18 protein-coding genes are annotated in these 20348 nt (G+C 43.0%); 7 read left to right on the forward strand and 11 right to left on the reverse strand.

From position 1 onward, the window contains the following. Positions 1-2: 2 nt before the first annotated feature. The 11 genes from M4I42_RS04065 to rpmH form a co-directional block, all read right to left on the reverse strand. Positions 3-704 carry a DUF554 domain-containing protein gene (locus tag M4I42_RS04065; RefSeq protein WP_268850965.1) on the reverse strand — a complete coding sequence of 234 codons (702 nt, stop codon included), beginning with the start codon at positions 702-704 and terminating at the stop codon, positions 3-5. Between the two features lie 50 nt (positions 705-754). Then, a complete protein-coding gene (locus M4I42_RS04070) occupies positions 755-1609 on the reverse strand; it encodes a ParB/RepB/Spo0J family partition protein (RefSeq protein WP_268850966.1) in 855 nt (284 codons plus the stop codon). Next, positions 1602-2363 carry a ParA family protein gene (locus tag M4I42_RS04075; RefSeq protein ID WP_268850967.1) on the reverse strand — a complete coding sequence of 254 codons (762 nt, stop codon included), beginning with the start codon at positions 2361-2363 and terminating at the stop codon, positions 1602-1604. Before M4I42_RS04075 ends, M4I42_RS04070 begins: the two co-directional genes overlap by 8 nt. A 133-nt stretch (positions 2364-2496) precedes the next feature. Continuing rightward, positions 2497-3342, reverse strand: a complete 846-nt coding sequence (gene noc / locus M4I42_RS04080; RefSeq protein ID WP_268850968.1) for a nucleoid occlusion protein — start codon at positions 3340-3342, stop codon at positions 2497-2499. 41 nt (positions 3343-3383) lie between these two features. Beyond that, positions 3384-4100 (reverse strand): 16S rRNA (guanine(527)-N(7))-methyltransferase RsmG, encoded by a 717-nt coding sequence (gene rsmG / locus M4I42_RS04085; protein WP_268850969.1) that lies wholly within the window; start codon positions 4098-4100, stop codon positions 3384-3386. A 19-nt stretch (positions 4101-4119) separates the two neighbouring features. Continuing rightward, complete coding sequence (gene mnmG / locus M4I42_RS04090; protein WP_268850970.1) at positions 4120-6009, reverse strand: tRNA uridine-5-carboxymethylaminomethyl(34) synthesis enzyme MnmG; 1890 nt, start codon at positions 6007-6009, stop codon at positions 4120-4122. Positions 6010-6054: 45 nt separating this feature from the next. After that, positions 6055-7440: a tRNA uridine-5-carboxymethylaminomethyl(34) synthesis GTPase MnmE gene (gene mnmE / locus M4I42_RS04095; RefSeq protein WP_268850971.1), complete on the reverse strand. Its 1386-nt coding sequence runs from the start codon at positions 7438-7440 to the stop codon at positions 6055-6057. Between the two features lie 208 nt (positions 7441-7648). After that, entirely contained in the window at positions 7649-8281 is a 633-nt protein-coding gene (gene jag, locus M4I42_RS04100; RefSeq protein ID WP_268850972.1) for an RNA-binding cell elongation regulator Jag/EloR, read from the reverse strand. Further along, positions 8278-9045 carry a YidC family membrane integrase SpoIIIJ gene (gene spoIIIJ / locus M4I42_RS04105; protein WP_268850973.1) on the reverse strand — a complete coding sequence of 256 codons (768 nt, stop codon included), beginning with the start codon at positions 9043-9045 and terminating at the stop codon, positions 8278-8280. Before spoIIIJ ends, jag begins: the two co-directional genes overlap by 4 nt. 201 nt (positions 9046-9246) lie before the next feature. Next, entirely contained in the window at positions 9247-9606 is a 360-nt protein-coding gene (gene rnpA, locus M4I42_RS04110; protein WP_268850974.1) for a ribonuclease P protein component, read from the reverse strand. Between the two features lie 104 nt (positions 9607-9710). After that, the gene (gene rpmH, locus M4I42_RS04115; protein WP_003397591.1) at positions 9711-9845 is read right to left on the reverse strand and encodes a 50S ribosomal protein L34; all 135 of its coding nucleotides are present in this window, start codon (positions 9843-9845) and stop codon (positions 9711-9713) included. A 511-nt stretch (positions 9846-10356) separates the two neighbouring features. On the opposite strand from rpmH, the gene dnaA reads away from it, so the two are divergent. From dnaA to M4I42_RS04150, 7 genes are all read left to right on the forward strand, one after another. After that, the gene (gene dnaA / locus M4I42_RS04120) at positions 10357-11706 is read left to right on the forward strand and encodes a chromosomal replication initiator protein DnaA (RefSeq protein WP_268850975.1); all 1350 of its coding nucleotides are present in this window, start codon (positions 10357-10359) and stop codon (positions 11704-11706) included. Between the two features lie 173 nt (positions 11707-11879). Further along, positions 11880-13016 carry a DNA polymerase III subunit beta gene (gene dnaN, locus M4I42_RS04125; protein WP_268850976.1) on the forward strand — a complete coding sequence of 379 codons (1137 nt, stop codon included), beginning with the start codon at positions 11880-11882 and terminating at the stop codon, positions 13014-13016. A 112-nt stretch (positions 13017-13128) separates the two neighbouring features. After that, entirely contained in the window at positions 13129-13347 is a 219-nt protein-coding gene (gene yaaA / locus M4I42_RS04130) for a S4 domain-containing protein YaaA (protein WP_268850983.1), read from the forward strand. A gap of 11 nt (positions 13348-13358) precedes the next feature. After that, on the forward strand, positions 13359-14471 hold the full coding sequence (recF, locus tag M4I42_RS04135) for a DNA replication/repair protein RecF (RefSeq protein ID WP_268850977.1): 1113 nt from the start codon (positions 13359-13361) through the stop codon (positions 14469-14471). Between the two features lie 39 nt (positions 14472-14510). After that, on the forward strand, positions 14511-16433 hold the full coding sequence (gene gyrB / locus M4I42_RS04140) for a DNA topoisomerase (ATP-hydrolyzing) subunit B (RefSeq protein ID WP_442864070.1): 1923 nt from the start codon (positions 14511-14513) through the stop codon (positions 16431-16433). 81 nt (positions 16434-16514) lie between these two features. Beyond that, on the forward strand, positions 16515-18980 hold the full coding sequence (gyrA, locus tag M4I42_RS04145; RefSeq protein ID WP_268850978.1) for a DNA gyrase subunit A: 2466 nt from the start codon (positions 16515-16517) through the stop codon (positions 18978-18980). 93 nt (positions 18981-19073) lie between these two features. Beyond that, positions 19074-20162 (forward strand): HD-GYP domain-containing protein, encoded by a 1089-nt coding sequence (locus tag M4I42_RS04150; RefSeq protein WP_268850979.1) that lies wholly within the window; start codon positions 19074-19076, stop codon positions 20160-20162. Positions 20163-20348 lie beyond the last annotated feature (186 nt).

Genomic DNA, 20348 nt, shown 5'->3' on the forward strand with positions numbered 1-20348 from the left:
TATTATGAAACGTACACGACAACAACAATGAAAGCGGTCACGAGAATACTTGGAAGTAAATTCGCTACACGAATCGCTGTTATGCCAAGCAAGTTGAGGCCGATCGCCATAATTAAAATGCCGCCGGTAGCCGTTGATTCAGCGATAAACGAGTTCATGAGTTCCTTTGGTACCCATGTTTGAATTTGCGTAGCCAACAGAGCGATCGTCCCCTCATACAAGACGACTGGGATAGCAGAAAACATGACACCGATTCCGAGCGTCGTTGTTAAAATAATGCTCGTGAATCCGTCAATAATCGATTTCGTATACAACACACGATGATCCTCCCGCAATCCGCTATCTAGCGCTCCGATAATCGCCATCGCACCAATGACAAACAACAACGTCGCCGCCACAAACCCTTTCGCAATCGCTCCTTGTTCACGGCCTCCTACTTTTCGTTCGAGCCAATGACCAAGCCGGTTAAGCTGATCATCTAAATCCCATAATTCGCCTAGTATGCCACCGAAGACAAGACTGCAAACGACGACAAGAAACTGTTCACTTTTCAACGCCATTTGGATGCCTAATAACGCCACCGCAAGACCGATGCCGCTCATGACGGTCGCTTTCATTTTTTCTGGAATCCTGTGAAACATTTTGCCAAGTAAAGCACCGACGATAATACAAATACCGTTTACAATCGTTCCTAATAAAGCCACTTCATTCTCCCCTTTTCAAAAAAAGAAACCATCACCCGTTTTGATGGTTATTATTCATCCCATTGGACATCGAATAGCTGCAAAATCCGTTCTAAATCGTCATTAGAGAAAAATTCAATTTCAATTTTTCCTTTTTTTCGGTTTTGTTTAATCGTTACATTTGTACCGAGCTTTTCTCGCAACAATGATTCGCTTTGTTTGAAAAAGACACTTTTTTCTTTTTTCGGCTTGTTTGTTTCACGTGAAACATTTTGATTGATTTCTTGAATCAGTTTTTCAAGCTGGCGGACATTGAGTTGTTCAGAAATGATTTTATCAACGACCATTTTCATCTTTTCTTTTTTCTTTAATCCTAGCAACGCTCGTCCATGCCCCATCGACAACGTGCCGTCGTTCAGCAACTGTTGAATCTCTTTTGGCAACGATAGTAGACGCAAATGATTTGCAATATGCGGACGGCTTTTTCCGACACGGGTAGCTAATTGTTCTTGCGTCAATTGAAGATGTTCCATTAACGTTTGGTATGCCATCGCTTCTTCAATCGGCGTTAAGTCTTCTCGCTGCAAATTTTCAAGCAGGGCAAACTCCATCATTTGCTGTTCCGTTAAATTACGGACGACGACCGGAACCGTTTTTAAGTTCGCTTCTTTAGCCGCGCGGAACCGTCTTTCTCCGACGACAATTTCATAACCTTTAATGCTTTGTCGAACAATCAATGGCTGCAAAATTCCGTGCTCGATGATCGACTGTTTTAATTCTTCAATCGACTCCGGCCGAAATGTTTTGCGTGGTTGATAAGGATTCGGACGCAACTCTTTAATGCTGACTTCTTGAATCGACTCACCTTCATTTACTTCCAAGTTCGCAAACAGAGCGTTAATGCCTTTTCCAAGCCCTTTAGCCACGTGCTAACACCTCCTTTGCTAGCTCGATATATACTTCTGCTCCTTTTGACCGCACATCATAAAGAATAATCGGTTTTCCATGACTCGGCGCTTCGCTTAACCGGACGTTACGCGGAATGATCGTATCGTACACTTTTTCGCGGAAATATTTTTTTACTTCTTGAATGACTTGAAGCCCTAAATTCGTTCGCGCATCTAACATCGTTAACACAACGCCTTCGAGCTTTAAGTTCGTGTTTAAATGTTTTTGGACGAGGCGAATCGTATTTAACAGCTGGCTCAATCCTTCAAGCGCATAATACTCGCACTGCACCGGAATTAAGACCGCGTCCGCAGCGGTTAATGCGTTTAACGTCAACAACCCTAATGAAGGCGGACAGTCGATCAAAATGAAGTCATAATGCTCTTTTAACGGGGCGAGGGCATTTTTTAGCAAAATTTCCCGCGATATGACCGACACTAATTCAATTTCCGCACCCGCTAATTGAATGGTAGCCGGGATGATATGTAAATGTTCAATATTGGTCGGTCTTACGACATCTTTCGCTTTCATCCCTTCCACGAGGAGATTATAAATGCATTCATCAATATCGCCTTTTTCAATGCCGATACCGCTTGTGGCATTCCCCTGGGGATCAATGTCGACAAGCAATACTTTTTTGTCGAGATGTGCCAAACAAGCGGCCAAATTCACCGCTGTTGTCGTCTTCCCCACTCCGCCTTTTTGGTTTGCAATCGCAATGACTTTGCCCACGATGACACCTACCCTTGGATTACTCATATGTTTTATTCTATCACGAAATAAACAAAATGAACGTATTTTCTATAAGCGAAATGCGACAAAAAACCTCATCACCTACCTAATGATGAGGTTTTTCAGCACCCGCCTATTTTTTCGGAATGCGGATCGTAATTTGATAGTAGTCTTCAAATTCTTCTTCTTCAGAATCAATCGACAAACCGCTGTCCGCTACCATGGCTAACGATTGACGAATCGTGTTGACCGCAATTCGCATGTCTTTGCTGAATGATTTTCGTTTCGGTTTCGACTTCGACTGGTTCGCTTCTAGCATTTTTAAGACGCGGTCTTCTGTTTGCTTCACGTTTAATTGTTTTTCAATGATTTCTTTTAACAATTTCAACTGTTTTTCTTTATCTTTTAAAACAATTAACGCCCGCGCATGTCGTTCTGTAATCGTTCGTTGCAAAAGAGCTTCCTGTACTTCTTGCGGCAACTTCAATAATCGAAGTTTATTCGCGATCGTGGACTGCCCTTTTCCGAGCCGTTGTGCCAGCGCTTCTTGCGTTAAATGATGCAGCTCTAATAATTTGGCATACGCCATCGCTTCTTCAATCGGAGTTAGTTCCTCACGCTGCAAGTTTTCGATTAGTGCGACGGAAGCCGTTTCTTTATCGTTTAAGTTTTTAATGATCGCGGGAATCTCCGTCCATCCGAGCTGCTGAACGGCGCGCCACCGTCTTTCGCCGGCGATAATTTCGAATCTCCCATCCTCGCATTCACGAACGACAATCGGCTGAATAATTCCATGCGTCCGAATCGTTAACGCGAGTTCCGCAATTTTTTCATCATCAAAAATCGTCCGCGGCTGAAAACGGTTCGGGACAATTTGAGCGACTGGAATTTTTCGTACTTCCTCACTATCGGTTTTTTCAATGATTTCTTCTTGTTCCTTTTCTCCAAAACTGAAGAAGCGTGAAAAAGGATGCTTCATTTCCCCACACCACCTTTAAAAACTCTCCCCTAATTTAAGGTTTACTCAATCGGAAGTTTGTTCGGCACTCCTGGTTTCCGCGGATATTTATTTGGCGTTTTCCGTTTTTTATCGATCACAATGATCGTGCGCTCGCTTTCCTCAATCGGCAGCGTAAACGAGTGAACAGCGGCGATTTCTCCGCCTAGTACTTTAATGGCCGTTTGACCTTGCTCTAGTTCTTCTTGAGCCGAAGCCGCTTTCATGGCGATAAATGTCCCGTTCACTTGGACGAGCGGGAGGCACAATTCACTTAATACAGACATTCGCGCAACGGCGCGGGCGATGACGACATCAAATGACTCGCGAATGCCTTCTTTTCTGCCGAACGTTTCGGCACGGTCGTGATAAAACGCCACGTCTTCCAATTCGAGTTCTGAAGCAAGGACATGAAGAAACGTAATGCGTTTTTGTAGCGAGTCGACAATCGATAGTTGGATGTGCGGAAAGCAAATTTTTAACGGAACGCTTGGGAAACCGGCCCCTGCACCGACATCGCAAAGCGAAATAGGTTGTGAAAAATCGTAATAAAACGCTGGTGAGATGGAATCGAAAAAATGTTTTAAATAGACGCCTGGCTTGTCCGTGATCGCTGTTAAATTCATTTTTTCATTCCATTCAACCAATAGCTCGTAATACCGTTCAAATTGCGCCAATTGCTGTGGAGAAAGGGAGATCCCTTTCTCCTGAAGCAGCATCTGAAACTGTTTTGTATCCATATGCCAATCCCTTCACTTATTATTCATTCGACACTCGTGCGATTCTTCCTTGTTCTAAATAGACTAACAAAATGGAAATATCGGCCGGATTCACGCCGGAAATACGCGATGCTTGCGCAATGGAAAGCGGGCGCACTTGTTTTAATTTTTGTCGCGCTTCTGTCGCAAGCCCCGTAATCGCGTCATAATCAATATCTTCTGGAATTTTTTTGTTTTCCATTTTTTTAAGGCGTTCTACTTGTTGTAGCGACTTCTCGATATACCCTTCATACTTAATTTGAATTTCGACTTGCTCAATGACATCTGCCGGAATGTCTTCTTCCGCTGGGGCAAGCAATTGGATATGTTCGTACGTCATTTCCGGTCGCTTCAATAAATCGGCTGCGCGAATGCCATCTTTCAGCTCGCTCCCGCCTGCTTGTCGAATGACTTCTTGCACTTCAGGCGTCGGTTTAATGATATACGTTTGCAGCCGCTTTTTCTCTTTTTCGATCGCCGCTTTTTTCGCCAAAAACTTTTCATAGCGGGCATCAGAAATAAGACCGATTTGATAGCCTATTTCCGTCAAGCGCAAATCCGCGTTATCATGGCGAAGCAACAAGCGGTACTCAGCACGCGATGTCAGCAAACGATACGGTTCATTTGTTCCCTTCGTGACAAGGTCATCAATCAAGACGCCGATGTAAGCGTCGGAACGGCTTAAAATAAGCTCCTCTTTTCCTAACGCTTTTCTTGCGGCGTTAATACCGGCGATCAACCCTTGGCCTGCCGCTTCCTCGTATCCGGACGTTCCGTTAATTTGCCCTGCAGTATATAAGTTTTTCACGATTTTTGTTTCCAACGTCGGCCATAACTGCGTCGGCACGATCGCATCGTATTCAATCGCATACCCTGCTCTCATCAATTGCGCCTGTTCGAGTCCTGGAATGGTCGCTAATATTTGCCGCTGAATATGCTCCGGCAAGCTAGTCGATAATCCTTGGACATACACTTCTTCCGTATTGCGCCCTTCCGGTTCAAGGAAAATTTGATGGCGCGGCTTGTCGTGGAAACGGACGATTTTATCTTCAATCGACGGACAATAACGCGGTCCTGTTCCTTTAATCATGCCAGAATACATTGGCGACAAATGTAAATTTTCATCAATGATTCGATGTGTCGCCTCCGTCGTGTACGTCAGCCAGCACGGAAGCTGGTCTGTGATATATTCGGTCGTTTCGTAAGAAAACGCCCGCGGCACCTCATCTCCCGGCTGAATTTCCGTTTTGCTATAATCAATCGAACGGCTGTTCACTCGCGGAGGTGTTCCAGTTTTGAAACGAACCAATTCAAACCCAAGTTCCTCTAAATGTTCCGACAGCTTAATCGACGGCTGCTGATTGTTTGGCCCGCTCGAATATTTAATATCGCCAATAATAATTTCCCCGCGCAAAAACGTTCCTGTCGTAATGACAACCGTTTTCGCATAATAATGTGCTCCCGTATGCGTAATTACCCCTTTGCATATACCGTCTTCGACGATCAAACGCTCTACTTTTCCTTGCAATAACGTCAAGTTTTCTTCTTTTTCTATCGTCTTTTTCATTTCATGCTGGTACAAAAATTTATCGGCTTGCGCCCGCAATGCGCGGACAGCTGGCCCTTTTCCTGTGTTTAACATCCGCATTTGAATGTATGTTTTATCGATGTTTTTCGCCATTTCCCCGCCTAACGCATCAATTTCACGGACGACAATCCCCTTCGCCGGACCGCCGATCGACGGGTTACACGGCATAAACGCAACCATATCAAGATTTAACGTAATCATTAGCGTTTTGGCCCCGATGCGCGCCGCAGCCAATCCTGCTTCACAGCCCGCATGGCCCGCACCGACTACGATGACATCATACGTACCGCCATGGTATTCCATTAAAGCTAGCCTCCTTTTTTCGATCATTTTTCTAATCTTTTGAATTTATTTCCCTAAACAAAACTGCGAGAACAGCTGATCAATCAAACTTTCATGAACGGTATCGCCAATGATTTCCCCAAGCAGCTCCCACGCTCGCGTCAAGTCAATTTGAACGATATCAATTGGCACACCTGCTTCAATCCCAGCGATCGCCTCTTCGATCGCTTGTTTCGCTTGATGGAGAAGTGCGATATGGCGTGAATTAGACACATATGTTAAATCGCCTGCTTCGACCGCTCCGGTGAAAAATAACCGTGAGATCGCTTCTTCTAGTTCTTCAATTCCCTTTTCCTCCAACAAGGACGTCGTCACGACCGGCCGGCCGGCCGCGAGCTCGCGAACGCGCTCCATATCGATTTTTTGCGGTAAATCCGTTTTATTGACGATGACAATCACTTCTTTTCCTTTGACTGTCGCAAAAAGTTGCTCGTCTTCTTCCATCAACGGTTCGTTATAGTTTAACACTAATAGAATTAAATCGGCCTCTTTTACCATTTGCTGGGAACGTTCCACGCCGATTCGCTCAACAATATCCTCCGTTTCGCGAATTCCTGCGGTATCGATTAGCCTCAAAGGGACGCCGCGGACGTTGACGTATTCCTCAATCACATCCCTTGTCGTGCCGGGGATGTCGGTGACAATCGCTTTATTTTCGTGAACAAGATTATTTAAAAGCGATGATTTCCCAACGTTTGGACGACCAATAATCGCAGTAGCAAGCCCTTCGCGCAATATTTTCCCTTGTTGGGCGGTCTGTAACAGCCGATCAATTTGGTCGCGAACGTACGCTGCCTTTTCCATAAGCAGCTGGTGGGTCATCTCTTCCACATCATCGTATTCGGGATAATCAATATTTACTTCTACGTGAGCAAGCGTTTCTAAAATCGTTTGCCGCAAATGGCGAATCATGTTGGACAATCGCCCTTCCATTTGGCTGAGCGCGACATGCATCGCCCGATCTGTTTTGGCACGGATTAAATCAATGACCGCTTCCGCTTGCGACAAGTCAATGCGTCCGTTTAAAAACGCCCTCTTCGTAAATTCGCCTGGTTCAGCAAGGCGCGCACCGTTTGTCAACACGAGCTGCAATACGCGGTTGACCGATACTAAACCACCGTGACAGTTAATTTCTACGACATCTTCCCGGGTAAATGTTTTCGGCGCTTTCATGACCGACACCATGACTTCCTCTACCGTCTGGCCGTTGGCAGGATCAATGATGCGGCCGTAATGAATTGTATGAGAAGGAACATCTTTCAACCGCTTTCCGCCTGCTCCTTTAAAAATGCGGTCGGCAATCGCAATCGCTTCATCTCCACTCAAACGCACAATGGCGATTGCCCCTTCCCCCATCGGGGTCGAAATCGCCGCAATCGTATCAAACTCCATGCCGCTTTCACCTCGCTTCAATTCTTGTTGTTATCTATTGTGAACAAACCGAATCATCTTCTATCCACATCCACAACCTAGAAGGTAATCATTATCAATTTTAACTTATCCACATGTGAATAACAATAAATTTCCCGCTTTATCAACAACAGAAAAAGAGGCCGTCTCAAACGATGAGATAGCCTCTTCCCCCCACGCTACACTACTGCTAATTCGTTCGTTCGCGTACGGGAGCAATCACAATATAGCGGTGCGGTTCTGTTCCGACGGAAAAAGTTTTCACTTTGCCGTTTTTAGCTAATGTTGCGTGAATCACCTTTCGCTCATAAGCTGGAAGTGGTTCTAATTTAACTTCTTTTCCTGTCTTCACCGCTTTTTCCGCCAATTTTTTTGCTAGCTGCACTAGTACTTCCTGGCGTCTTGTTCGATAGTTTTCTGCATCAACCGTAATATGAATATAACCTTTCGCGTACCGGTTAGCAACGAGTTGTGTAAGGAACTGTAAAGAATTTAATGTTTGTCCATGTTTACCGATCAAGCGCGCTACTTGTTCTCCACCGATCATAAACTGAACGTCTTTTTCATTTTCCGCCTTCTCAATATGAGCTGAAATACCCATTTGTTCAATGACCTTTTTTAAAAAGGCTTCCGCTTCTTCGACCGGATGCGGCAACACCGTCGCTTTAACAACCGCCGGTTTATTGCCGAAAATCCCGAACAACCCTTTTTTCCCTTGATCCAATACATTGATTTCCACGCGATCTTTCGAAACTCCTAATTGACTTAAAGCCAGCTGAATAGCTTCATCAACAGTGGAAGCGGTCGCGGTTACTTCTTTCACTTTTTCTGTCCCCCTGAATGAGAAGATTTTAAATCAGGACCTTTGATCAAATACGTTTGCACAATGGAGAAAATGTTTCCGACTACCCAGTAAAGCGACAACGCGGCTGGAAAGTTAATCCCGAACACAATGATCATGATCGGCATCATCCAAAGCATCATTGCCATTTGCGGATTTTGTTGCTCCGTTCCGGCCATCATGATTTTTTGCTGAATAAACGTTGCAACACCAGCGACGACCGGTAAAATATAGTACGGGTCTTTTGCACCTAGATCGAACCATAAAAAATTGTGATCAGCAATTTCTCGTGTCCGCATAATCGCGTGATAAAAACCGATTAAAATCGGCGTCTGAATGAGCAGCGGGAAACATCCGGCTAACGGGTTGACGCCATGTTTTTGGAACAGCAACATCGTTTCTTGTTGCAATTTTTGTTGGGTTTGCATATCTTTTGAACTGTATTTTTCTTTCAGTTTTTGCAACTCCGGCTGCAACGCCTGCATCGCTTTCGCATTTTTCGTTTGCTGGATCATTAACGGTAAAATAGCCAACCGAATGATGATCGTTACGATAATAATCGACAAACCGTAATTCCCGCCAAACAACTTTGCCACGTACTTGATTAGCCACGAAAGCGGATAGACGATATATTCGTTCCAAAACCCTTTACTTTCCGGTGTGATCGGCTGATTAATTTGCGAACACCCTGAAACGAAAGCCACTAGCAAAACAAGTGCGACTATTAACCAAATTCGCCTTTTCACCTTATTTTCCTCCTAACTTTTCCGCAGTTTCTATATGTATTTTACCATTATTGCCGCTGAAACGGTTGATTCCACGAGTATTGATTATCCATTTTTTACTCAGAAAATACGAAGTTGTATAACTGAACACCTGCTTTTCTGCCCTACAAGCAAATCGCTTGCCGACTAAGGCAGAAAGGCTAAGAAAAAATCGTTTATTAGTTAATCAACACGATTCGGTTGATTCAGTAATACGCCCGCTTTTTTTAATACGTGCTGCAAACTTTTTTTCACTTCCGCATAGTTCATTTCCGACGTCGGCATTCGCGCGATCACGACATAATCTTTTCCTGGTGTCACCTGTTCGCGCAACTCTAAAAAAGCTTGGCGAATATAGCGTTTCACCTTGTTTCTCACGACCGCTTTCCCAATTTTTTTACTCACCGATAAGCCAAGGCGAAAGTAAGGCTGCTCGGGACGATCAAGTACATAAACGACAAACTGCCGGTTCGCCATCGATTTTCCTTCTTGAAACACTTGCTGAAACTCTTCATTTTTTTTGATTCGGTATTTTTTTTTCATCCCAAGTCCGAACACTCCATACTTTATCGGTATTTTTTTTTCATCCCAAGTCCGAACACTCCATACTTTATATTTAGAAAAAAGACCACTGATGTTTCAGTGGCCTATGCGGATAATACTTTTCTTCCTTTGCGGCGACGACGTGCAAGCACTTTACGTCCATTTTTTGTGCTCATGCGCGCGCGGAAGCCGTGAACTTTGCTGCGTTTACGCTTGTTTGGTTGATATGTGCGTTTCATTTATGACACCTCCCTGAGGAATAACTGTTACAGGCAGTCTTTCTAATTATATTGAACAACCTAGCAAAATGTCAACTGTCCCAGGCGGTTCTTTGATCGTTTTTTCGCTGTGGATAGATCAATCCCTATTTTTCATCTATTCACAACATTTATCGACATCTTTTTCACAATGTCTTGTGGTGTGGATAACGATTTTTCCACAATATATGGACATTGTGGATATTTTTTTAAAATCATTGCAACACAACGGGTTATTTGATATTATATTCTTGTTTTCACTCTGGATTATTCGTATAGACAATCATTTTATCCACAGAATGTGAATAATGTGTGGACACTTTATTCAATAGTGTAGAAAAAAATATCCACATGCCGTTAGTTTTGTCGAAATGTCGCTTTTTTTCCTTATTATATTACTTTTCCACATGCGCATTTTTATAAACATTTATGCATGCGTTTCAAAAGGTTGTACAAAAGTTGAACAAGCCTTTATAAGAAGGAGGGCCAACGGGTGGAAAATATCGATGATTTGTGGAATAAAGCGCTTGCGGAGATTGAAAAAAAGATTAGCAAACCTAGCTTCGAAACATGGCTAAAGTCAACAAAAGCTCACTCTTTAAAAGGTGACACACTCGTAATCGTAGCCCCAAACGAATTTGCTAGAGACTGGTTAGATTCCCGCTATGCGCACTTAATAGGCGAAACAATCTATGACATTACCGGAGAAGAGTTAACTATTAAATTTATTATTCCGCATAATCCGGATGAGGAAGAACTAGAGCTCAAGCCGCCAACAAAAAAACAGCGAAAACTAGAGGAAGAACAGACGGATTTCCCGCAAAGCATGCTCAACCCGAAATATACGTTTGATACGTTCGTCATCGGTTCCGGAAACCGCTTTGCACATGCTGCTTCCTTAGCTGTGGCCGAAGCGCCGGCGAAAGCGTATAACCCGCTTTTTATTTACGGTGGAGTCGGATTAGGAAAGACGCATTTAATGCATGCGATCGGTCATTATGTCATCGAGCATAATCCTTCAGCTAAAGTCGTCTATTTATCTTCAGAAAAATTTACGAACGAGTTTATCAATGCGATTCGCGACAATAAAGCCGACGATTTTCGCAACAAATATCGCAATGTTGACGTCTTACTAATTGATGATATTCAGTTTTTAGCGGGAAAAGAACAGACGCAAGAAGAATTTTTCCATACTTTTAATACACTACATGAGGAAAGTAAACAAATCGTCATTTCAAGCGACCGTCCGCCAAAAGAAATTCCGACTCTTGAAGACCGCCTTCGCTCACGGTTTGAGTGGGGATTAATTACCGACATTACTCCCCCTGATTTAGAAACGAGAATTGCGATTTTGCGCAAAAAAGCGAAAGCGGAAGGGTTCGACATTCCGAATGAAGTCATGCTCTACATTGCCAACCAGATTGATTCCAACATTCGCGAGTTAGAAGGAGCGCTCATTCGCGTTGTCGCCTATTCGTCGCTCATCAATAAAGAAATTAACGCTGATTTAGCCGCGGAAGCATTAAAAGATATTATTCCTAGCGCTAAACCGAAAGTCATCACAATTCAAGATATTCAACGAGTCGTCGGGGAGCATTTTAACTTAAAACTGGAAGATTTCAAAGCAAAGAAACGGACAAAATCGGTTGCATTCCCGCGACAAATCGCGATGTATCTTTCCCGCGAGTTAACGGACTGCTCGCTCCCGAAAATCGGAGAAGAATTTGGTGGCCGCGATCATACGACCGTCATTCACGCGCATGAAAAAATCACAAATTTATTACAGACGGACGTTCAATTACAGAAACATATTAAAGAGATTCAAGAGAAGCTAAAACATTAATCGCTTTGTTTTTGTGAATAATAGAAAAAATGCGCACAGTCTATCCACATGTGGATGACTGTGTTTCCTTTGTTTTGTCATGCTTATCCACATGTTAACAAGCCCTATTACTATTATTATTATTCTTTATATAAAAAATAAATCTATTTCTTACGTTTAGGAGGGAAATATTTGTGCGACTCACTATTCAACGGGACGATTTAGCCCGTAGCGTTCAAGATGTCATGAAAGCTATTTCTTCACGAACGACCATTCCGATTTTGTCTGGCATTAAAATGGTTGCGATGGAACAAGGAGTTACACTAACAGGTAGCGATTCCGATATTTCTATTGAATCTTTTATTCCAGCGGAAGAAGACGGAAAAATCATTGCGGAAGTGACGGAACCTGGAAGCATTGTCTTGCCAGCTCGCTTTTTCGCTGAAATTGTAAAAAAACTCCCACAAGAAACGGTAGAAATAGAAGTGCAAGCGCCATTCATTGTCATAATTCGCTCAGGAAAAACAGAATTCAGTTTGAATGGCTTAGATGCAGAAGAATATCCACGGCTGCCACAAATTCAAGAAGAGCATGTGTTCAAGCTGCCGACGGATTTGCTTAAAACGATCATTCGGCAAACCGTTTTCGCTGTATCGGTGTCCGAAACGCGGCCGATCTTAACAGGTGTCAACTGGCGAGTGGAAAACGGAGAATTAATCTGTATTGCAACAGATAGTCACCGGCTCGCTTTGCGAAAAGCGAAAGTAGAGATGGATCATCATTTGTCATACAATGTCGTTATTCCAGGTAAAAGTTTAAATGAATTAAGCAAAATTTTAGACGACACAAACGAAAATGTGGAAATTGTGATGACGGAAAACCAAGTGTTGTTCAAGGCGAAGCATTTATTGTTCTTCTCACGGCTTCTTGACGGCAACTATCCAGATACATCTCGATTAATCCCAACCGATAGTCAAACAGATGTCGTCATCAACGCGAAAGAGTTTTTCCAAGCGATTGATCGCGCTTCTTTACTGGCACGGGAAGGAAGAAACAACGTCGTCAAATTAACGACGCTGCCAGGCGGAATGATTGAGATTTCGTCCATTTCCCCTGAAATCGGGAAAGTAACAGAAGAAATTCAGAGCGAAGCGATCGAAGGTGAGGAGTTAAAAATTTCTTTCAGCGCTAAATACATGATGGATGCGTTAAAAGCGCTAGAAGGAACAGAAATTAAAATTAGTTTTACCGGAGCGATGCGGCCATTTATTCTCCGTCCGCTTCATACGGATTCAATGCTTCAATTAATTTTGCCGGTCAGAACTTATTGATAAATCAAAGCTGCTAGAAAAAACGAGCCTCTAGCAGCTTTCTTTTCTATTGACGAATTTTTTAGTAAAATAAAGTGATGGACAGTTTTTGACGAAAGTGAGCGGTGAACGAATGAAGAAGATAGAGATTTCAACGGAGACGATTACTCTCGGCCAATTTTTAAAATTGGCACAAATGATTGATACAGGCGGGATGGCTAAATGGTTTTTGCAAACGAAGGAAGTGTATGTGAACGGTGAAAGAGAAACACGTCGAGGTCGTAAGTTAAAGAACGGTGATGTTGTCGATATGCGCGAGTTCGGTACCTTTGTTGTAAAAGGCTTAGAGTAGGTGAAGGATCTTTGCTTTTAACACATTTATCGTTAAAAAACTATCGCAATTATGTGAATCAAGAAGTGGAATTTGCTCATCATGTCAATATTATTTTAGGAGAAAATGCGCAAGGAAAAACGAATTTAATGGAGGCCATTTATGTTTTAGCGATGGCCAAATCCCATCGGACAGCAAATGATAAAGAGTTGATTCGTTGGGAGGAGGAATATGCTAAAATAGAAGGGAGAACGATAAAGCGAAATGGCCCGTTATCTTTACAACTTGTTGTATCAAAAAAAGGGAAAAAAGCGAAAATAAACCATATCGAACAACGAAAATTAAGTCAATATATCGGTCATCTTAACGTTGTTTTGTTTGCCCCAGAAGATTTACATTTAGTCAAAGGGGGACCTCAAGTAAGACGACGCTTTATTGATATGGAAATCGGCCAAATTTCCCCCATCTATATGCATGATTTAAGCCGATACCAAAAAATATTGCAGCAGCGAAACCATTATTTAAAATCATTGCAAACGAAGCAGCAACGTGATGAAACGATGCTCGATGTGTTAACGGAACAATTAATTGAGCTTGCTGCTAAAATTACGCTGAAACGGTATGAGTTTTTGCAGCTATTGCAAAAATGGGCGGAACCGATTCATCACGAAATTAGCAGGGGATTAGAGCAACTCCATATTCGATATCATCCTTCGATTGACGTATCAGAAAAGATCGAATTGTCGAGAATAATAGAAGCGTATAGTGAGAAATTTGTTAAAATAAAGGAGAAAGAGATGGAGCGGGGAATGACGCTCGCCGGCCCACATCGTGATGATCTGTCGTTCGATGTGAACGGAAAAGATGTGCAAACGTTCGGGTCGCAAGGTCAGCAAAGAACGACGGCTTTATCCGTTAAGCTGGCCGAAATCGAATTGATTTTTGCTGAAACAGGTGATTATCCGATTCTTTTATTAGATGATGTACTTTCAGAGCTCGATGATTTTCGGCAAACACATTTACTCAATGCGATCCGCCAAAAGGTCCAAACATTTGTCACGACGACAAGCATTGACGGAATTGAACATGATGTCATTAAAGAAGCAGCCGTTTATCAAGTGCGTTCTGGTCAAATTGAACAATGAGTTTTGATCGTTTTTCAAAGGAAAGCGTAGGTGATTAACATGACAATGGAACAAAAAATCGAACATATGTATGATGAAAGTCAAATTCAAGTGCTAGAAGGGCTTGAGGCGGTTCGGAAGCGCCCGGGAATGTACATTGGGTCTACCGGTCCTAAAGGGCTCCATCATTTAGTATGGGAGATCGTGGATAATAGCATTGATGAGGCGCTGGCGGGGTATTGTACGGAAATCCATGTGACGATCGAAGAAGACAACAGCATTACAGTTGCTGATAACGGACGCGGCATTCCTGTCGGCATTCAAGAGCAAATGGGACGGCCGGCGGTAGAAGTCATCATGACTGTGCTTCACGCTGGCGGAAAATTTGGTGGTGGGGGCTATAAAGTATCCGGCGGACTTCATGGTGTCGGTGCCTCTGTTGTCAATGCCTTGTCGCAAGAATTAGAAGTGTTCGTTTACCGAGAAGGAAAAATCCATTATCAAAAATATGAGCGCGGCGTTCCTTGCACCGATCTACAAGTGATTGGCGAAACCGATCGAACAGGCACGACCGTCCATTTTAAACCAGACCCAGAAATTTTCACGGAAACGATCGAGTACGATTACGATACGCTCGCCAACCGATTGCGCGAATTGGCGTTTTTAAATCGCGGCATTCGCATTACGCTAGAAGATAAACGAGGCGAAAAGCGCCGAAACGAATATTATTACGAGGGTGGAATTCAATCATACGTTCAACATTTAAACCGGACGCGTGAAGTGCTTCATGAAGAACCGGTGTATATCGCTGGTGAGCGGGATGGCATTTATGTAGAAATCGCCCTTCAATACAATGACAGCTACAGCAGTAACATTTACTCGTTTGCCAATAATATTCATACGCATGAAGGTGGAACGCATGAATCCGGCTTTAAAACAGCGTTGACGCGCATTATCAATGACTATGCGCGCAAACATCATATTTTCAAAGATAACGATGCGAACTTAACCGGTGAAGATGTCCGAGAAGGGCTGACGGCGATTATTTCTGTGAAACACCCGTCCCCTCAGTTCGAAGGACAAACGAAAACGAAGCTTGGAAATAGCGATGCAAGAACGGCAACGGATTCCATTTTTTCAGAGCAATTTGAAACGTTTTTGCTAGAGAATCCAACCATCGCTCGGAAAATTGTTGAAAAAGGCATGATGGCGGCACGCGCTCGTGTAGCCGCGAAAAAAGCGCGCGAATTGACGCGAAGAAAAAGTGCACTAGAAATCTCTAATTTACCAGGGAAATTAGCAGACTGCTCCTCCAAAGATCCATCGATTAGCGAATTGTATGTCGTTGAGGGAGATTCGGCGGGCGGTTCAGCGAAGCAAGGGCGCGACCGGCATTTCCAAGCGATTTTACCGCTGCGCGGCAAAATTATTAACGTCGAAAAAGCAAGGCTAGATAAAATTTTATCGAACAACGAAGTGCGGGCAATTATTACTGCGTTAGGAACGGGAATCGGGGAAGATTTTGATATTACGAAAGCGCGCTACCATAAAGTCATTATCATGACCGACGCTGATGTAGACGGCGCCCATATCCGTACATTGTTGCTGACGTTTTTTTATCGCTATATGCGGGAATTGATCGAGCATGGCTATGTCTACATTGCTCAGCCTCCGCTTTACAAAATCCAGCAAGGAAAGCGCGTCGAATACGCCTACAACGACCGGCAATTAGAAAAAATTTTGGCGGAGCTCTCGGAAAATCCGAAACCGGCCATTCAACGTTACAAAGGTCTTGGAGAAATGAACCCAGAACAATTATGGGAAACAACGATGAATCCGGAAACGCGGACACTACTTCAAGTAAGCTTACAAGATGCGATTGAAGCGGACGAAACGTTTGAAATTTTAATGGGCGATAAAGTGGAGCCGCGCAGACAGTTTATTGAAGAAAACGCTCGATACGTAAAAAATTTAGATATTTAAAATTGCCTTCGGTTTGTATGGAGAGTGTTGCTTATCACCCTCCCCGCCTAAAAACGAGTTTATAAGGGAGGTTTTTCCAGTATGTCAGAAAACCAGAATCCACGAATTCGCGAAGTGAATATTAGCCAAGAGATGCGCTCATCTTTTCTTGACTATGCAATGAGTGTTATTGTGTCGCGCGCTTTGCCTGATGTTCGCGATGGCTTAAAACCTGTTCATCGCCGCATTTTATATGCGATGCACGATTTAGGAATGACCGCGGACAAGCCTTACAAAAAGTCAGCACGCATCGTTGGCGAAGTCATCGGCAAATACCATCCGCACGGTGATGCGGCTGTTTACGATACAATGGTACGCATGGCGCAAGATTTTAACTACCGTTATATGCTGGTGGACGGGCACGGAAACTTCGGATCCATTGACGGCGATGCCGCTGCGGCAATGCGTTACACCGAAGCGCGCATGTCGAAAATATCGATGGAACTGTTGCGCGATATTACTAAAGATACTATTGACTACCAAGATAACTACGATGGTTCGGAAAAAGAACCGGTTGTTTTACCGTCTCGATTTCCGAATTTACTCGTCAATGGCTCGTCGGGCATTGCCGTCGGAATGGCGACAAATATTCCACCGCATCAGCTTGGCGAGGTCATTGATGCGCTTTTAGCATTAAGTCAAGATCCAGACATGACGGTTGCTGAATTGATGGAATTTATCCCTGGACCAGATTTTCCAACAGGCGGGCAAATTATCGGTCGCAGCGGCATCCGAAAAGCGTATGAAACGGGACGCGGTTCGATTACGTTACGGGCAAAAGTCGAAATTGAACAAAAAGAAAACGGCAAGGAAAGCATTATTGTTTATGAGCTCCCTTACCAAGTCAATAAGGCGAAATTGATCGAACGAATTGCTGAGCTTGTCCGCGAGAAGAAAATTGACGGTATTACTGATTTGCGTGATGAGTCGGACCGGAGTGGCATGCGAATTGTGATGGAAATTCGCAGAGATGCCAATGCGAAAGTAATTTTAAACAATTTGTATAAGCAAACAGCGTTACAAACAAGCTTCGGTATTAACATGCTAGCCCTCGTGGACGGCCAACCGAAAGTGCTAAATTTAAAAGAGTGTTTAATACATTATTTAGACCATCAAAAAATCGTTATTCGTCGCCGCACAGCGTACGAACTGAAAAAAGCAGAAGCGCGCGCGCACATTTTAGAAGGATTGCGCATCGCTCTCGATCATTTAGACGAAGTCATTCACTTAATCCGCCATTCGCAAACAACGGAAATGGCGAAAGAAGGGTTAATGCAAAAATTCTCGTTAACAGAAAGACAAGCGCAAGCGATTTTAGATATGCGCCTGCAAAGATTGACCGGCTTAGAACGGGAAAAAATTGAGCAAGAGTATCAAGAGCTCGTCCAACTCATCGCAGAATTGAAAGCTATTTTAGCAGACGAGGAAAAAGTGCTGCAAATTATTCGTGCTGAACTAACGGAAATAAAGGAACGATTTAACGATGAACGGAGAACAGAAATTGTAAGTGGTGGTGTTGAGGAGTTTGCTGACGAAGATTTGATTCCTTGTGAACATATTGTCGTGACGTTGACGCATAAAGGATATATTAAGCGGATCCCACTTTCCACTTATCGAAGCCAAAAGCGCGGTGGCAGAGGGGTTCAAGGCATGAATACGAGCGAAGATGATTTCGTCGAACATCTTCTCATTACCTCGACGCATCATACGATTTTATTTTTCACGAATAAAGGGAAAGTGTACCGAGCGAAAGGATACGAAATTCCAGAGTTCGGACGGACTGCAAAAGGAATTCCAATTATCAATTTATTAGAAATTGATAAGGATGAATGGATTAACACGATTATTACCATTGATGAATTTGATGACGACTCGTTCTTGTTCTTTACGACAAAGCAAGGGATTGCTAAACGCTCTCCGCTATCTTCGTTTGCTAACATTCGCAATAATGGGTTGATTGCGATTTGTCTTCGCGAAGGGGACGAGTTAATTTCCGTGAAGCTGACAGACGGCTCGAAGCACATTATTGTCGGAACGAAACACGGCATGCTCATTCGTTTCCCAGAAACGGATGTGCGGACGATGGGAAGAAGTGCGACCGGGGTGAAAGCCATTACGTTAGAAGATGACGATGAAGTTGTCGGAATGGAAATTTTAGAAGAAGACGATGATGTGCTTGTTGTGACGAAAAACGGGTATGGAAAACGAACAAAAGCCTCGGAATATCGTATACAAACCCGTGGCGGCAAAGGGTTAAAAACGTGTAATATTACGGAGAAAAATGGGTCAGTCGTTGCGGTGAAAACAGTCACAGATGAAGAAGATTTAATGTTGATGACAACGAACGGTATTTTAATCCGGATTGCCGTAAGCGATATTTCGCGAATGGGCAGAAACACAAAAGGCGTCAAACTCATTCGTTTATCTGGTGATCATGAACATGTCGCAACAGTTGCGAAAGTTCCGAGAGAAGAAGAAAAAGAGTTAGAAGGAAATGAAGAAAATTAAACAGGTTGCTGATTCGAAGGGCCGTTCTCCAATACCTTCGAGTCAGCTTTTTCGTAATAAAGGGGAACTGCGTTTGAGAACTGGGGGAGGAACATGTTTCGGGTAAAAATTCATCAACTTCAAGAAGGGTGTATTCTTGCAGAAGATGTCGTCGGAAGAACAAAAAAGCCAATCATTCCAAAAAATACTGTGTTAACACCGATGTTGCTCACTGTGTTGGAGAAATTTTTAGTGGAAGATGTTTACGTGGAATCGGTTTTAGCGAATGGACAACCGTTTAAACCAGCGGAAGTGATTGCTCCACACTCACCTAACAGCACGGCTGAAAACGAAGAGGAAGTTGTCACCCTTTATTTAAAGGCGGTACAGCGATATAAAAAAATATTTCAATCATGGCAATCAGGAGCATCCATCGACATTAACGAAGTTCGGTCGATTATCCTCCCATTATTAGACCGTTTGATTGATAATCGAAGTGAGTTACTCACTCTATATCGCTATACTACAAAAGAAGACTATTTATGCCATCACGCGGTAAGCATTGGATTATTATCTGGATTTTTAGCGAAATGTTTAAATTATACCAAAGGGGATTGTTATCAAATTGCTCTTGCAGGTTTTTTAAGTAATTGTGGAATGGCAAAAATTGATGAAAAAATCTTGATGAAAAAGTCCGCACTTACATCGGAAGAGTATAAAGAAGTAAAGCAGCATTCTGTTTTTGGATATAAAATGGTACAAAAAATACCGTTTATTCAAGAAGGAGTAAAGTTAGCAGTATTACAGCATCACGAGCGAAACGATGGAAGCGGCTATCCGTTTGGGATTACTGATAAACAAATTCATCCATACAGCAAAATTGTCGCGGTAGCCGATGCGTACCACGCGATGGTGTCGGAGCGGCTTTACTGGAAAAAAGAATCTCCGTTCAAGGCGCTTGAACAAATACAAAAAGAAAGTTTTGGAAAACTAAGCGTAGAAGTGGTACAAATTTTGTTGGATAGTTTAACGGCCTTTAATGTTGGAACAAAAGTGAAATTATCCAACGGAGAAATGGCTGAAATCGTCTTTATACAGCGGGAAGAACCGACGCGACCGATTGTGAAAACAACTAATGGCAAGTTTATCTCATTAAGCGAACAGCGAGATCTCTATATCGAAGAGATTGTCCATAGTTTTTGACTTGATGGCTTATCCTCCCTGCATAATGCCCACTCATGAAGCGGGGAGGAAATTACAAAAAATACTTGCCAAAAACGAATTGTATCAGTATAATGAAAAATGTCTGAAGCAAGTCCAGATAAATTAAATAAAATGCTTGACATAAGTTTTGGAACTTGTTATTATGTAATAGCTGTGTTGTTTGAA

This window comes from Anoxybacillus sp. J5B_2022 (genome assembly GCF_026847645.1).
Classification (GTDB): Bacteria; Bacillota; Bacilli; order Bacillales; family Anoxybacillaceae; genus Anoxybacteroides.